12 protein-coding genes and 2 pseudogenes are annotated in these 15,584 nt (G+C 67.8%); 3 read left to right on the plus strand and 11 right to left on the minus strand.

The annotated features are described in order from the left end of the window. Positions 1 to 133: 133 nt before the first annotated feature. Positions 134 to 333: pseudogene (locus tag ACGLHR_RS23210) on the plus strand (acetyl-coenzyme A synthetase); the annotation flags it as partial. A 142-nt stretch (positions 334 to 475) separates the two neighbouring features. On the opposite strand, the gene ACGLHR_RS23215 reads toward ACGLHR_RS23210, so the two are convergent. The 3 genes from ACGLHR_RS23215 to ACGLHR_RS23225 all read right to left on the minus strand — a co-directional run bounded on the left by ACGLHR_RS23215 (position 476) and on the right by ACGLHR_RS23225 (position 2,951). Continuing rightward, positions 476 to 937, minus strand: a complete 462-nt coding sequence (locus ACGLHR_RS23215; protein ID WP_400096541.1) for a PRC-barrel domain-containing protein — start codon at positions 935 to 937, stop codon at positions 476 to 478. Between the two features lie 93 nt (positions 938 to 1,030). Beyond that, on the minus strand, positions 1,031 to 1,399 hold the full coding sequence (locus ACGLHR_RS23220; protein ID WP_400096542.1) for a BON domain-containing protein: 369 nt from the start codon (positions 1,397 to 1,399) through the stop codon (positions 1,031 to 1,033). A 265-nt stretch (positions 1,400 to 1,664) separates the two neighbouring features. Next, complete coding sequence (locus ACGLHR_RS23225; RefSeq protein WP_400096543.1) at positions 1,665 to 2,951, minus strand: NRAMP family divalent metal transporter; 1,287 nt, start codon at positions 2,949 to 2,951, stop codon at positions 1,665 to 1,667. A gap of 194 nt (positions 2,952 to 3,145) precedes the next feature. Between ACGLHR_RS23225 and ACGLHR_RS23230 the strand changes: the two genes are divergently transcribed. Together ACGLHR_RS23230 and ACGLHR_RS23235 are read left to right on the plus strand one after the other, a co-directional pair. Next, complete coding sequence (locus ACGLHR_RS23230; RefSeq protein WP_400096544.1) at positions 3,146 to 4,093, plus strand: DnaJ C-terminal domain-containing protein; 948 nt, start codon at positions 3,146 to 3,148, stop codon at positions 4,091 to 4,093. 4 nt (positions 4,094 to 4,097) lie between these two features. Further along, positions 4,098 to 4,415, plus strand: a complete 318-nt coding sequence (locus tag ACGLHR_RS23235) for a chaperone modulator CbpM (RefSeq protein ID WP_400096545.1) — start codon at positions 4,098 to 4,100, stop codon at positions 4,413 to 4,415. A gap of 22 nt (positions 4,416 to 4,437) precedes the next feature. Here ACGLHR_RS23235 and ACGLHR_RS23240 read toward each other — a convergent pair whose 3' ends face one another. The 8 genes and pseudogenes from ACGLHR_RS23240 to ACGLHR_RS23275 form a co-directional block, all read right to left on the minus strand. Continuing rightward, the gene (locus ACGLHR_RS23240; RefSeq protein ID WP_318236749.1) at positions 4,438 to 4,905 is read right to left on the minus strand and encodes a chromate resistance protein ChrB domain-containing protein; all 468 of its coding nucleotides are present in this window, start codon (positions 4,903 to 4,905) and stop codon (positions 4,438 to 4,440) included. 47 nt (positions 4,906 to 4,952) lie between these two features. Further along, positions 4,953 to 5,141 carry a hypothetical protein gene (locus tag ACGLHR_RS23245; RefSeq protein ID WP_400096588.1) on the minus strand — a complete coding sequence of 63 codons (189 nt, stop codon included), beginning with the start codon at positions 5,139 to 5,141 and terminating at the stop codon, positions 4,953 to 4,955. A gap of 4 nt (positions 5,142 to 5,145) precedes the next feature. After that, positions 5,146 to 5,448 (minus strand): annotated as a pseudogene (locus ACGLHR_RS23250) (chromate transporter); the annotation flags it as partial. 48 nt (positions 5,449 to 5,496) lie between these two features. Continuing rightward, a complete protein-coding gene (locus tag ACGLHR_RS23255; RefSeq protein ID WP_400096546.1) occupies positions 5,497 to 6,459 on the minus strand; it encodes a chromate resistance protein ChrB domain-containing protein in 963 nt (320 codons plus the stop codon). 387 nt (positions 6,460 to 6,846) lie between these two features. Then, positions 6,847 to 8,277, minus strand: coding sequence for a hypothetical protein (locus ACGLHR_RS23260; RefSeq protein ID WP_400096547.1), 1,431 nt, complete (start codon positions 8,275 to 8,277; stop codon positions 6,847 to 6,849). Positions 8,278 to 8,295: 18 nt separating this feature from the next. After that, a complete protein-coding gene (locus ACGLHR_RS23265) occupies positions 8,296 to 9,636 on the minus strand; it encodes a hypothetical protein (RefSeq protein WP_400096548.1) in 1,341 nt (446 codons plus the stop codon). A 43-nt stretch (positions 9,637 to 9,679) separates the two neighbouring features. Next, a complete protein-coding gene (locus tag ACGLHR_RS23270; RefSeq protein ID WP_400096549.1) occupies positions 9,680 to 13,489 on the minus strand; it encodes a hypothetical protein in 3,810 nt (1,269 codons plus the stop codon). A gap of 1 nt (position 13,490) precedes the next feature. Then, a complete protein-coding gene (locus ACGLHR_RS23275) occupies positions 13,491 to 15,545 on the minus strand; it encodes a CHAT domain-containing protein (protein ID WP_400096550.1) in 2,055 nt (684 codons plus the stop codon). Positions 15,546 to 15,584 lie beyond the last annotated feature (39 nt).

Below are 15,584 nucleotides of genomic sequence, written 5' to 3' on the forward strand. Positions count from 1 at the left end.
TGTGGACGAAGTCAGCCGATGACATCCTCGCCAGCATCAGGCGATTTTGTCTACGAATTTCTGACTCAGGACACTAGCGGGCATCGATATGGCTGGGGGCCGCTTCCCAGCCTGGATGCGTTTTCGTGGCCAGGGCGGCTGCGAAGCCGTGAAGATCGTCTACCGGCGCATCGGCGGCAAGACCCAGTGGCATGCGGATCGCGACTTCTGGATGCACGAACTTGCGCAATCGGAAGCCGGCACCTGTTCTGGTGCACCGCCGACATCGGCTGGATCACCGGGCACAGCTACATTGCCTGTGGCCCGCTCGCGATGGGCGGTACTGGCGTTCTACCTGTCGGCGGCCGGCGTCATCAATGAGGTGTATCAGCGGGCCGTGCTCCCGATCGGGGCAGCGCGCAGCATCCTGCAGGAACGCGTCCCGGAAGCGGTGCCGCACGCAGTGTAGCGCCTCAACCGAAGGAGGCAAGCGGCCTCAGAGCGGCGTCTCCCGCTGGTACCGGTCCTGCTCCCAGTACGGCGGCTGGCCATAGTACTCATGGATGCTGGTGGCCCATTGCGGGTCCGCCATGCTTGGCCAATGGCCCTTGTCGAAGCCGGGCGCGGCCTCCAGTACTTCCTTCTCGATGCCCAGCACAAAGCTCTTGCGCTGGATGTCGAGCGTGAGCGCGGACCAGGGCACGGCGAAGAGCTTTCCGCCCATGCCGAGGAATCCGCCGAAGGACAGCACCGCATAGGCGATGCGCCCGCCGGGTACATCCAGCATGATGTGATCGACCTTGCCAAGTTTGTCGCCGCCGGGGCCGATCACCGGGTTGCCTTCCAGCGTATCGGCAGCCATCAGGAACGGCCCGGGTCCCGGGCTGTTCTCTTCGAATTTGCCGACGATGGTGGCGCGCGGGCCACCGCTGTTGTGGTCGAGTTCATAGGGGTTCATGGGTTGACTCCAGGAAAGTGGAATGCAATAGGCGACAGCCCAAGCAGCAGCCCGCGGCCGGTGGCTCGCGGCGCTGCGTGCGCGGGCTGTTCGTTACAGTTGGTGGACGGACAGATGATTCTCGACCGACTTCACGCCGCGGACACCGTGGGTCACCTCGGCCGCCGTCTGCTTTTGCGTTGCCGACGGGACGCTGCCGGTCAGGCGCACCACGCCCTCGCGGGTGCGCACGTGGACGTGCATCGAGCTCAGTTTCTTTTGCTCGAGCAGGCTGGCCTTCACCTTGGTCGTGATCTCGGTGTCGCTGATGCCCTGGCCAACCGTCTCATGGGTGGGGTTGAGCGACATCGGCGACGGTGCCGTATCGTTCGTCGCGCCATGGCTTAGCGGCGCGTACAGGCTGGCAGCCAGCGTGATGCACGCGGCGCCGGTGGCAAACTTCATGGGATGGATGGATTTCACTTGAGCTACCTCGATTCAGGATCCAATCAGTAGTTGCACGCATGGCACGCGGCTCGCCGGGCGAGCCGGTCCCAGGCAGATGCAACCGCCCGGCATGGCGTCGCGAGGGATTTTTCCCTGTGACGCGGCATTCCGACAAATCGAGATTGACAGCGATTCGCCATGGCGTCGGTACGATGGCGGACACGGAGATGTCTTTATTGGCACTTCGCTTTGCGAGAGCACCTGCCGAACACCTGCCAAACACCTGCCAAACAGGCGCCGCTCAAGCGCGCATGGTCACCAGCATCGCGCAGACAGCCAACGCCATCACCAGCGTGGCGATCCAGCCCAGCACCTTCAGCCTTGTGCTGATGACGAACTCGCCCATGACGTCGGTCCGTGCCGCCATCAGCATTGTCACCACCATGATCGGCACGGAGATCACGCCGTTGATGACGGCGCTCCAGTACAGCGCCTTGATCGGGTCGATCGCGGTAAAGCCCAGCGTGATGCCGATCAGGGTGGAGACGGCGATGATGCCGTAGAAGGCTTTTGCGGTCATCGGCGTGCGCTCCAGGCTGTTCTTCCATTTGAAGGCGCCCGCCATGGCATAGGCTGAGGATCCGCCCAGCACGGGAATCGCCAGCAAGCCGGTGCCGATGATGCCGGCGCTGAACAGCATGAAGGCGAAATCGCCGGCAATGGGGCGCAGCGCGGTGGCTGCCTGTGCCGAGGTCTGGATATCGGTGACGCCATGCAGGTTGAGCGTCACCGCCGTCGTCAGGATGATGAAAAACGCCACCAGGTTCGAGAAGCCCATGCCGATGTAGGTATCGATCTTGATGCGCCGCAAATTGGCTTGCGCCTGCCAGGGCGCATTGATCAGGGGATGGGCCTGGGGGCTGGCGAGCTGATCCTCGACTTCCTGCGATGCCTGCCAGAAGAACAGGTAGGGGCTGATGGTCGTGCCGAACACCGCCACCACGGTCGTGACGTACTCGGGCCTCCAGGACATGTGTGGCATCAGCGCCTTCAACAGCACCTGCGACCACGGGATATGCACGACAAACGCCGTGGCCACGTAGGCCAGCAAGGCAAGCGTGAGCCATTTCAGGAAGCGGACATAGCGCCGGTAGGGAACGAACACCTGCAGCAGCAACGAGGTCACGCCGAATACCACGGCATAAAGCTGGGCGGGACCGCCCACGATCAATCGCAGCGCCTCGCCCATGGCCGAGACATCAGCCGCAATATTGATCGTATTGGCAACCAGCAAGAGGCTGACCACGGCATACAGGAGCCACGCGGGGTAATGCCTGCGGATGTTGGTGGCCAGCCCATGGCCGCTCACCCGCCCGATCCTGGCGCTCACCACCTGGATGCCCACCATCAGCGGGTAGGTGAGCAGCACCGTCCACAACATGTTGAAGCCAAACTGCGCGCCGGCCTGCGAATAGGTGGCGATGCCGCTGGGATCGTCGTCCGCCGCGCCGGTGATCAGGCCCGGCCCGAGCTTGCCGAGCCATGTTTGTTCAGCGTCTTGCGGTGCGGATGCCTCATATTTCACCATGCCTCCAGTTGCTGGCTTGCCGCTAACATAGCAGGTTCCGCAGGTGCGCACGCCACGTTTTGGATACGCGCGCTGACAGCGCGCGCAGGGCGAACCGCACGCCCGTGCCTTTGCCTATACTTAGAGCCGCAGGTCAAGCGCGTCATTCGCCAAGCGTCGTGCGCGTTTCGCACGCCAGTTGCCCGGGGGCATTCATGGAGTACAAGGACTACTACGCGATGCTCGGGGTGGAGCCAACGGCCACGCAGGATGAAATCAAGCGGGCCTACCGCAAGCTGGCGCGCAGGTATCACCCGGACGTGAGCAAGGAGCCGGATGCGGAAGCCCGCTTCAAGGACGTGGCCGAGGCGTACGTGGCGCTGAAAGACGAGGAGAAACGTGCCGCCTACGACGACGTGGGGGCACGGTACAAGAGAGGCCAAGAGTTCACGCCGCCGCCGGGATGGGATAGCGGCTTCGAGTACAGCGGCGGCGAAGCGGATTTCGAGCAAGACCTGGACCGCAGCGATTTTTTCGAGTCGCTCTTCGGCGCCCGGCATGCGCAGTCTCGCGGCGCGCGCGGCGCTGCCCGCATGGCAGGCGGGGATCACCATGCCAAGGTGCAGATCGATCTGCTGGACGTCTACCGGGGCGGGCGCCGCACCATCACGCTGCGAACGCCCCAGGCGGACGCCAGCGGCCACGTGCGATTGCAGGAGCGGCAACTGGACGTCAATATTCCCAAGGGCATCCGCAGTGGACAGCATCTTAGGCTCGCAGGCCAGGGCGGCCCCGGATTTGGAGACGCTCCGGCTGGCGACCTCTATCTCGAAATCGAGATCGCACCGCACCCGTTGTTCCGCGTAGTCGATCGCGACGTCTACCTCGACCTGCCTGTCGCCCCATGGGAAGCCGCCTTGGGCGCCAGCGTCGCCTTACCCACGCCGGATGGCCGCGTGCAACTCAGCGTGCCACCGGGCTCGTCGGCAGGCCGCAAGCTGCGGCTCAAGGGCAAGGGCCTTCCCAGCACGCCGCCCGGCGACCTGTATGCGGTGCTGTCGATCGTTGTGCCGCCCGCGGATTCGGATAAGGCCAAGGACGCGTACCGGGAAATGGCCAAGACCTTTAGCGGCTTTGCCCCGCGCCGTTCACTGGAGGCTTGATGCGATGAGCGATCAAGGCATATCGATGCTGCATGGCGTTCTTGTCGAAGAAGAGATGCAGTTCACGCTGGTGGAGCTGAGCGTGGCCTGTCATGCCGACATTGAACAGGTGGTGGCGCTGGTGGAAGAAGGCGTGCTGACGCCGCGCGGCGAGGATGCGCCGGGCTGGCGTTTTGACGGCGCCACGCTCAAGCGCGCCCGCGCGGCCCTGCGGCTCGAGCGCGACCTGGAGCTTGGGGTGGCGGGCGTCGCCATGGTGCTCGACCTGCTGGACGAGATCGAGACGTTAAGGGCGAAGCTGCGGCGGGCGAACCTGGCTTGATGGATCGCGCCAGCGCTCCACCTCATGCCGGCATCTCCGGCATCTCCGGCGGCCAACGGTGCGTCTCTGCCTGGCAACGTTGGCACCACGCATACAAGGCGTCGTACATCACCATGCCGTGGCGGAGCATTTCGTGGTCGTCCGGGAACACCTGCGACAGACCCAGGGAGATGGCGTATAGCCCTGCCGATTGCGGTGTGAGATCGAGCCGCGATGTGTCGGCGCCCCGCACGATGCTGGCCAGATGCTGCAAGGCGGGATCCGTCAGGCCGTACTTGTCCAGGAAGGCGTCAAAGCTGCAGAGCTCCCCAACATGCGATAGCTCGACGTCGGGGATGTCATAGGGAATGGCACCGGTCTGGCGAGCGGTCTTCAGGACCTCACCGGCAGGCACATAGAGAAATTCCGGCGCATCGTCAATGAACCTGGCGATCAGCCAGGGGCAGGCGATCCGGTCAATCTTCGGTCTTTCGCGGGTAATCCATTGCATGGCTGACTCCTTTGAGGATTGCCGATGTTCGCTGGACCATCGACCACTTAATGCCCGATGTGCAGCAGGGGGTAGGCCATCAGGCCGACCAGTGCGGCACCGGCCACAATGACGGGCTCGGGCAGCTTCTTGAAGCGCCACAACAGCGCTACCGTGGCCAGCGCCAGCAACGCGGTGGGCACGTCCACGATCGAGCGTTTGGCCAGGACGATCACGGCGGCCGTGATGGCGCCCACGGAAAAACGACGGCAGCACAAAGGCGATCCCGACCAGCGTGGCGCCCACGATGCGATAGTGAACATAGCCAAGATAAATGGCGAGCTGCGCCGCCATGGGTCCCGGCGCCAGCTGCGCAAGCGCGATGCCTTGCCAGTAGTCAGCCTCCGTGGTCCACGCGCGCCGTTCGACCAGATCGCGGTGCATGTAGCCCGCCAGCGCAACGGGGCCGCCAAAGCCCAGCGTGCCGAGTCGCAGCATGTAGAGAACCAGCTGCCAGAGCGTATAGCCGGGATGCCGGGATGGAGGAGTGTCCTGCGCATGCATGGATGTTCCTTATCTGTCTCTTCGACTCTGTCTGCAGCCAGGCTTGCCTCAGCCTCGGCGCTTGGTGGTGAAGTGGGCGTAGAGCGAGTCCAGCGCCAGCCCTGTTTCCGCCAGCAGCGCATCATCGTCGGGCAGCCGCTCGCGTGCGCCGGCGAGGATGGCCTCGAAGCCGCTTGCCTCGGGCTGCTGGTCTCCGCCCACGTCCAGCGTGTGCACCATCTTGCCCAGGCGGCGCAGCGCCCGGTCCTCATCCAGGCCGAAACTTGCCATCAGGACCTCGAACGACACGCGTTCGCCAACGTGGGTGAAGGTTGCCCCGTCGAAATCGAATCCCAGCGCATCCGGTGGGCAGTCGGCGGTCTTCTCCAGCCACTGGAAGCGAGCGTGCGGGTCGATGAAGCGCAGGATCAGCCAGGCACTGGCGACCCGGTCCACCCACAGGTGCCGGCGCGTGGCCCACAGGCGCCCTTGGTACTGGGCGCGGTCGCGGCGGGCGATCACGCCGGCAGCGGAATGTGGTTCCCCTGGGGACAGGATCGCGCCGATCGTGCCGGCGAAATCCTTCCATTGCGCCTGAGCACGCAGTGAGGCCTCGTTCGGAAAGAAGTCGATTGCGCGAATGGCCTCCAGGGATCGTTCGTGCCGGCGCAGCAGCCTGGCCAGCTCTGCTTCGCTCAAGGCGGACAGCGTCTTGCGCGCTTCCGATAGCGCGCTCTCCAGCTCGCCGTATTCGCGCGAACGGTCGAACAGGTGCCGATATGCCGCCGGATCATCGGACGCATTGGGCTGGACATCCAGCAACCATGCTTGTCCATCCTGCTGCAATGCCTCGTCAGCCAGCTCGCGCAGTTGCGCCGCCTGTGCAGCGCCGGCGGGAAGCAGGTAGGCGCCATCGCGCAAGGCCGCGCACCCAAGCGATTTCACGGCTCGCCAGATGCGCATGCGGGTGGTGGCGCCGGACGTCGGGATACTCACGATGAGCAAGAGCCACGAGTCGGAAGAAGTGGTCATGTAGGGCATGGTAGGAAGACGTAGCGGCCATTTCAACTATGTAGAGATATCTACAATATGAACATTCTCGGTGCCGGGGCCATACCCCGCCAAGCCGATCAGCCTCGTCGTCGGTAGCGCGCCAGGCGGCTCCGTCGATCTCTTCGCGCGCCATCGGCAAGCATCTGCAGGACGCGTCCAGTCGCAGGAAATGAAGGCGCTCTTCCTCAAGGAAGGAAGGCGCGGAGCCGGCGGTGATGAAGCCGGCTGAGTTCGCCACCTTCATCGCGTCCGAGGTGGACCGCTGGAGGAAGGTCGCCAAGGCTGCGGGCATCCGGCCCGAGTAGGTGCCGGTGCGCATCGCGCCGTCACGCCGTCACGCCGTCACGGTGTCACGGTGTCACGGTGTCACGCCATATCCCGCACCCTGATTCTCACCGCCGGATCCCCCAGCACCACATAGTTGCGCGTATCGTCCCGTGCCACCCAGCGCAGCGCGATGTCGGTGTCCGGGACATCGGCGCCCGCGCTGCGGTCCCGCAGCAGGTCAGCCAGTTCGGTACTCAGCGCGGCCCAGCGGATGTTGAAGCGGTCTGTCGCCTGGCCGACGCGCTCGCCGCGCAGCAGGCTGCCGATCACGTCGCGGAACCCCTGGGTTTGCGCATCGGCGCGCTCGGACTGGAAGCCGTAGGCCCAGGCCCTGTCGATATGCCCGAGCACGGCCAGCGCGCCGCCATGTGGATGCGCCAGCAGCCGCTGCGGCAAGCGCGCGGTAAAGGGCGCCGGCGCGAGCCGGGTGGGGGCGTTGCCGCTGCGGCTGAAGTTGTCGAAGTCCGGGCAGCCCGCGCCATAGCAGGCAAAGCAGAACTGGATGAGGCCATGGCACTGCGCGTCGGCGGGGACATCCTGCGCGGCGAACCAGTGCTCGGGGCTGATCGCGCCATAGCCGGGCCAGTCCTGGCAGACGATGGCGCCCTGGGTGTCGGCAAGGCGCGCGTCGTCCGCGCGAAAACCCATGCCGTGCGAGCCGGTGAAGAGCAGGGCGGGTGGCCCGCCCGGTCCTTTGCCGCGCAATACATCTGTCAGCGCGGCTTTGGTGGCGGCTTCGCCAAGCAGCGCCTTCACGGCAAAGCCCTGGCGCTCGCCCAGGGGCTTGGCCTGCGCGGTGCCCTGGCTGAGCGGGGTGGCCAGCTGCCGCGTGAGCAACTGCGTGGCGCGATCGAACTCATGGCAGGTGGCGAACAATGCGATCCTGCGCTGCGCGGCCACGCTGGCCATCGTCTCATACGCCGTCACGCTGTCCGCGTAGCTGCGAAAGTCCGCCAGCTGCGGAAAATCCAGCCGTCCCACCGCCCAGTACAGGTCCAGCGTGTACTGGAAGGCAAACGGGATCTTGTCCGGCGGCCCTACCAGCACGAGATAGTAGGGCACGCCCAGGGCCGGGTCGACGACGTTGAGCGAGACCCCGTGACGCGCCAGCCAGGTAGCCGCGCTTTCGCCGGGCAGGCAGCCATCGGCGCCCTGGAACACCGTGACCTGTCCAGCCTCGCGGTGCCGCCAGGCGATCAGCGGCGCGAGCGCGTCCAGGTATGGCGCCGGATCCACGTCGGAGGGAAACAGCAGGCCCCAGCCGGCCTCGTCGAGCTTGTCGCCGTCGACATCGCCCAGCACGGCATAGGTCTCGGCTTGCCGGGCTTTTTCCGCGGCGCGCTCCGGCGCGCGGCGCAATCCGTGCTCATGCGCGGAGAATTCGGCGATAGCCTGCGCATCGATGTCGGCTAGCGGGCATCCGGTGTCGGCCTGGATGCCGAGCGGGATGGGCATGGAGTCGTCGGTCATGGTCGGGGCTCCTTGGATTCATTCCCAGGCCAGCGCGGCCTGCCAGATCAGGTGGGCGACTTCCGGCCCGGCGATATCGTTGTGCGCGCCGGCGATGCCGCTGCCGTTGCAGATGTACTCGCTGGCTTCGATGTTCAGCACCTTGCCGGCCGTCATGGCCATCATGGGGTAAGGGCGGTCATAGGGTTGCATGGCTGCGTCCGTGGCACTGTCGATGCCCTGGATGCCGAACGCGCCGATGGCGCCGAAGGTTGGGTAAGTGGGAGATGCCTGCGTGGTGTCGAAAGCCACCTGGCCCGCCACGCCGGCGGCCCAGGGATAAAGCGTGCCGACCGCGCTGTCGTGCCGCGAGCGGGTGATCACCAGCGGCCCGCTGACCTTGCCATCCGGCAGCAGGTTGTGGCAGTAGCCCGCCGTGCCGGGGCGCACGGGAATTTCTGGCGCGTACGCCCAGAGCGACATGGCGCCCTGCACCAGCACGCAGGAGGCCACCGGGCGGCGCAGCGCGGCCGTGCCGCCGGGGCCGCCCAGCGCGGCGGACATGACGACGGCGCCGAAGCTGTGGCCCATCAGGTGGATGCGCGCCGCCGGCAGCGCGTCGCCAATGCGGTTGAGCAGCGGGAAGACGCCGCACTCGCCCACGGTCTGGCCGCGCTTTTTCATGGTCCAGAACGAGAGTTGCCGCAGCGGTGCCAGCAGCCCGCCCAGCACCGAGCCGCCAAACGCGGCGCCCAGCTGGTTGGCTTCGGCGAAGGACGCTGCGGGATCGAAGGGCAGCCGGTCGGCCCCGGCGTCGCCGCCCACGCCCTCGCTGCCCAGCGCGAGTGCCTGGTCGAGTTGCAGGTAGGCCTGGCGCACCGGTTCAGGCAGGCTCACCGCATCCGCCTGGGTGCGCGCGGCTTCGAAGATGGCGGCCAGCGCGGCGCGCACCTGTGGCGTATCGCCCAGGCGCTGCGCATAGGCGTCGATCATGGCTGGCGCGCCCGGCCCGGCCAGCGGGGCAAAGCTGGCGCCGTCGCCCAGTTCTTCGTCGCCCCATGGCTGGCTGGGCCAGTGCACGCCGATATGGGTAACAGCGAAATCCGGGTGCCGGGCGCGCATGGCCTGTTCGTCGCCGACACTGCGCGCGAACGCGCCGATCCAGCGGTCGTACTGGGTGCGCGCCGCGGGCAGGTCGCCCTGCCAGCCGTGGCTCCACAGGAAGACATCGGTGGGCGCGGTGGCTTGCCATTGCGCCAGCAGGCGGTCTGACATCCGTCCACCGATTCCGTCCGGGTCGTCGCTGCGTTCGTTGCCGGCGGCGTCCAGCGCCAGCAGGGCGTAGCTGGCGCTGGTACCTGCGATGGTCTGGAATGGCATGGCGTGTCCCCTTGCTAGGTAGGTTCAGATTCAGTCGATGCGCTCAGCGCGCTTCGCACGCGGTAGGTGACGGCGTATCGCCCTTGAAGAACTCGGCCTTCTGCCTGGGCGTAAAGCCGCCGCCGACGATGGCGCAGGCCGCTTTGCGCCATTGCGCCATGTCCAGGTCCCAGATCGCCGCGATCCCCGTGCCTGCCGCGTACAGCCAGCGCCCGTCGTCGCTCACGGATAGCGCGGCCACCGGCTGCCGCGGGTCGCGATAGAGCGTCTGCGGGATGGGCAGAGGACGATCGGCCTCGGGATCGAGCAGGAACAGGTTGCCGTGGTCGTCCCCGGCGACGACGAACGGCGCATCGGGCGCGGCCAGCGCGGTGATGACGCCTGCGGCATCCTGCTTGAGGATGGTGGCCTTGGCCTGCACCGGCTGGCCCGGCGATGCTGCCGGCGCTGCGGAGCGTTTGGGCAATGCCAGGCGATACACCTTGCCGAGGTAGTTGCCGGCCACCAGCGTGTCGCCGCGCGCGTCAAAGGCCAGGCTGGTGATCTGCCCGCGCGGCAGGCCCGCGAAGCGCAGGGCCATGACGGCCTTTGCCTGCGCGCAATCGGCGCCGGCCGCGGCAACCTGCCACAGGCTGATGCCGTCGTCGTCGGTGACCGCTAGCTCCGCGGTGCCCGGCCGGAAGGTGGCGTAGGCGGCATGGGACAGGGCTTCGGGCAGCGGGATGCGGCAGGCGGCGGCTTCGGGAGCGGCTGCCACGGCCGCCGTGGATGCGGACGGCATCGCGTGCACGTCCGCGCCCTGATCGGGCGCCAGCTGCCATAGCTCTAGCCGCCGGTTCTCCGCAGGTTCGCCTGAGCGGATTGCCAGCAAGCGTGCGTCGTCGCTGATCGTCAGGCGGGTGCTGGCACCGGCCATCACACCCGGCAGGATCGCATTGCCCGTGCCATCGGCCCGCAGCATCCAGACCTGGCCATTGTCATCCGCTGCTACCAGGCGCTGCGCGCGTCGCGCCCAGTCGAGTGCCCGCACCGGTGGCGCCGGCATGGTGATGGGGCGCCGGCTGGCCTCCTTGCCCGGCTCGGCCTGCAGCAATGCCAGCTTGCCGTCTTCGGTCGCGGCCACCAGGGGCGGCGTGATGCCCGTGAGCGCAAGCAGCAGAGGGGGCGTGCCTTCCTGCCGGCGCGAGACGATGCGGGCCATTGGGTGCCGCGGCGCATCGAAGCGCATCTGCAGCAGTTCGCCCTGCTCGGTGGACGCATAAAGCCGCTGGTCGCGGCCGGCCAGGGCCAGCCCGGTGATCTGGCTCGGCAGGTCCAGCAGCTCGGTGCGCGTTGCGCGCGTGTGTTCCGGGTCGAGCCCCCAGTGGATCACGCGGCCATCCCAGCCGCCGGAGAGCAGTTGCCGGTCATCGGTGAACACCAGCCGTACCACGGCGTCGTCGTGCCCCAGCAGCGCTTGTGGCCATAGCTCGCCGTCGGCGGTGCGCCACACGCTGATGCGCCCGCCGCGCGTGCCCGCCACCACCACGCTGCCATCGGGGCTGACGGCGATGCTGTGGTAGCCCGCGAACCAGTCGGTATTGTCCGCGGGCGCCGACAGTTCGTGCGCGGGCGTCTTCAGCACGGATGGCTCCGCCGGGTCCGTCTGCGGGTCCGCCGGCAGGTGCCACAGCCGTGCCTTGCCGTCCCGCCCGGCGGTGGCGAGCTGCCGCCCCTGGTCGAACAGCGCCACGTCGGTCACCCGCAGCGCATGCGCGCGCGCGCTGGCAATCGGGTACCGCCGGGCGTCTGCGCCCGTGGCAAGGTCCCACACGGCAATGCGGCCGCGGTCGTAGCCCGCGACCAGGCGCTGCCCGTCGCTGGATAGCGCGGAGACCGGGCCCCAACCGCCTTCGCTTCTGGCGCCCGCCGGCAGCAGCAGCACCGTGGCGCGCGCCGGCTGGGCGATATTCCAAAGCGCCACGCTGCCGTCCTGCCCGCCCGTGGCCAGCGTGCCGGCGCCAGCCAGTGCAAACACGCGCACGCCTTCGGGATGCTGGTTCCTGAGCGCGGTCTCGTCCAGGCGCACCGTTGGGGAACCGGGCGCAAGCCCGGTGATCTCCATGAGCCAGCGATTGCCGCCGAGCCGGGCGCTCACCCGATAGCCGGCGTTGCCCTGCACCTCCAGCGTTTGCTCATCCGCGCGCGACAGGTAGGCCTCGATATCCCGGGCACGGTTCATGGCGCTGACCAGCGCGCGCCGGAAATCAAAGCCCTCCGGTGGCGCATGGTTGTGCTGGCCGCGCGTGCCCTCCACCGCCGCCAGCAGCGCGGCGTCTGGTGCCGGCCGCGAGCCAAGCAGCGAGAACAAGGCGTTTTGCCGCGCGATGTCCTGCTTGGTGGTGCGCAGTTGCCAGGCCAGGATCGCCACGCCGATCAACACCAGCAGCGCGATGACCCCGAGCGCATAGCCAAAAATGCGCCAGCGCCGCGCGCGCTCCTGTTCCGCGCGATGGCGCTGGTAGGCCGCCAGGAACCGGTTCTCCGCTTCGCTGTGCCGGTCTTCCGCTTCGAGCAAGGTGTCGTCGAGTTCCGCGCTGGAGGTGAGCTTGCCAAATACGCCGGGATTCTCGCCGGACAGCGCCCAGGCGCGCGCCAGTTGCTTCCAGTGCGGCAGGTACTGCGTGCGCCATTGCGCGTTGCTGGCGCGCAGCGGCTCGATCAGCCGGTCATGCGCCAGCTCCAGCCACTGCGCGTCCTGGCGGCTTTGCGCGCGCACCAGGTGGTACTGCTGCAGGATGTCGAGCTCGGCCGCGGTGGGGGAACTGCGCGAGCCGGCATCCAGCGTCGCCTGCGCGCGCATATTGGTGGCGGTGATCAGGCGGCTCTCGATCCAGTCGCGCACCACGCGTTGCCGGATCAGCGTGCCGGTGGCCGCGTCCAGGGCCATGTTGCAATAAGAAGCCAGCGCCGCGCTGGTGTCCAGGCGCTGCACCTGTTCAAGCGTGATGGCGCCGCCGCTCGCCGGCGGCCCGGCCGGGCCGAAACACGCCTGCCACAGGCTCAGGCCCACCACCTGCAACTGCACCGGCTCGATATATCGCCCCTCGCGCAGGCTCACCTTGCCCGTGGCGTCCCGCGTGCGGACCTGGGCCAGATCCTTCACGAGCTGCCGTGCCGCGTCTTCCCGAAAATCCACGCCAGCTTCCAGTGCGGGCCCGCGCAGCGCTTCCAGCGCCTGCTCGCGGGACAGCAGGTCGATCCGCATGGTGTTGGTCAGCCGCGTGGGCACCAGGTCGCGATAGGCATCGAGCCAGGAGAAGTACTCCTCACGCATCGCTACCAGGGCCCAGACGGGGCTCCCGCTACGGCCGAGCAAGTCGCCCAGCTGCGCAAAGAACACCTGCTTGGCGCCGGTGTCGGTGGTGTCGAGCGTGAAGATCTCCTCGAACTGGTCGAGCACGATCAGCAGCCGCCGTGCGCGGCCGCCGTGGCCGGGGTCTTCCAGGCGGGCCAGGCAGGACAAGAGCGTATCGTCCGCGCGCGGCTTGAGCTCGGTGCGCGCGGCCCAGCAGTGCAGCACGCTGGTGACGTAGCGGTTGGCGCCTTCGTACGGCACGCTCACGCGGGCGGTCGGCAACATGTCGAAACGATCCGACAGGCGCGGCCGCAGCCCTGCCTCGATCAGCGAGCTCTTGCCCGCGCCGGATGGCGAGTACAGCAACACGATGCGGTCGGCGATCAGGCGGTCGCGCAACTCCTCGATCTCGGCATCCCGCCCGAAGATCGGGTCGGTCTCGTCCAGCGGCATGGGGCCGATGTACGGGCCATGGGCGCGCTGCGCCGCGCTGTCGTAGGCAGGATTGGCCGCCATCTCAGGCCTCCAGGCGCCGCAGCAGTTCGGCGGTGAACATGCCCACGTCGCCCCAGTACAGCTTGAGCCGCGCCTTGTCCTGGAAGTAGCGCTCCAGGTAGCGCCGCGCGCTCACCGGGTCGACGATGCTGTTGGGGTCCAGCTGCGCCGAGAGGTGCTGGTACTCCTGGCGCAGGTCCGCGCCCTCCAGGTTGAGGATGCTGCGAAACAGGATGCGGAATTCCCACGACTGCACGTCGAAGCCGACAAACAGCAGCGCGCTGTCGTTCAGGCGCGCCCGCACGGCCAGCGGGATGGCGTTGCTGGTCGTCGATACGCTGGTGAGGTAGTCAAAGTACTGGTCCTCGGTCAGCACCAGCGAGCCGGGCTCGCGCAGGTCGCCAAACAGCTTGAGCACCATCGGCGCCTGCGCGGTGGGGGAGGCGCGCTTGCGGCCTTCGGCCAGCGCGTCGTCGCAGGCCTGCGCCTGGCGGTTCCAGCGGCACAGGCGGATGCCGGGATCGGCACCGCCCTCGCGCAGCGCATCGGCAAGCAGGTCGCTCGGATCCGTCGTCAGGTAGACCGGCAGCTTGAGCCGCGCCATGGCGCGGTAGGGGTTGCCGGGATCCCGCTGGCGTTGCGCGCGCCCCACGGCGCAAACCACTTCGCCAAGCTGCGCGATGATGTCTTCGTTGCGCAGCGCCGACAGCGCGGCCGGCAGGATGTCGCGGTACTGCTGGCTCAGGTGCTGGTAGGCGAACTTGAAGAAGAGCCGCCGCGGAAACACGCCTTGCTGGGACACGGCCAGGTACTGCGCCACCTGCGGCAGCTCGTCGCGCTCGTGCGCCGCCATCGGGAAGTGATAGGCCTCGGCCCACATCTGCGCCAGTTGCAGGCGCGAGCCGAAGACCGTCTCGCTCATGGCGGGCCCGAGGATCGGCGTGGTCTCGCCGTGCTGGATGTTTTCGATGACGGCGCGCCAGGCGTCTGCGCCATCGCCTTCGTCGGGGCCGAAGCCAGGTGGGTAGAAGATCCGGCCGCTGTCCAGCCGCGTGAACACCGCAGGCATCCACCAGTCCGGATACTGGCTCACGGCTGCGCGCGCAACGCCCGCGGCGCGGTCCACCTCGCCGTGGTCGCGCAGCTCGGCAAAGAACACCGGCATGAAGGCGGACATGGTGGCCACGCTCACATTGCCCTGCATGGCCAGCACGGCAGGCACGCCGGCCTGCGCCAGCAACGGGCCCAGTGCCATCAGCGTGCTGGCGCAGCGTGCCGCCCCCGTGCCCGCGCTCTGGCAGGAGCACAGCACCACCAGGCTGGGCGGGCGTTCCAGCGCGCCGATGCGGTTCACCAGCACGCTGCCGGACACCAGGTCGCGGGTGCCGTCCATGCGTTCCAGCCACAGCATCGGCTCATCGTCCACCAGCGCCCCGTGGCAGACGAGGTAGAGCACGTCCACGCCGTCGCGCAAGCCGGCAAGGATGCGCTCAACCGTGGCGCACCCCGGCTCGGCCAGCACGGTCACGGGGATCGGGGCCAGCGCGGCGCTGGCACGCGCGGCTTCGCCCGCGGCATCGATCGGCGCCAGCTCCGGGCCGAGGCCGCCCGGGTTTGACACGACCACCAGCGCCGTCACGTCGCTCTTGGCGCGCAGCTTGGGCAGGCGCATCTCACGCGCAAACAGGTAGCGTGAGAAAAAGCAACGTTGCCCGATGAAGAGTGGATGCTCGCCGGCCGGGTCGAACAAGGTCTCCCAGGGCAGCGCGTGCAGCTCGCGCGCCAGCACGCTGATGCGCAGGCGCACGCGCAGGTCCAGGCGCCGCTCGTCCGCGGCGTTCTGCGCGGTGACAAAGGCATCGCGCACGACCGGCGCGGCAAACAGGCTGGCGGCCAGCGCGCGACCGCATACCTGGGGATCCGCGTCGCGCAGCGCCGGCGCATCCGGCGACAATGCCAGCGGCACGCGCGGCGTGATGGCGTCGCCCTCCGGCACCCGATGGCGTGCCTCCACCGCGTACGTGCCATCGCCATCGCTGTCGATGACGATCTCTAGCTCGGAGTAGTTGCGTGGCATAGAGCGTCCCGGATGGTAAGGCGACCGTCCAGGAACTAC

It is taken from the genome of Cupriavidus sp. CuC1, assembly GCF_044627735.1.
Taxonomy (GTDB): Bacteria; Pseudomonadota; Gammaproteobacteria; order Burkholderiales; family Burkholderiaceae; genus Cupriavidus; species Cupriavidus ulmosensis.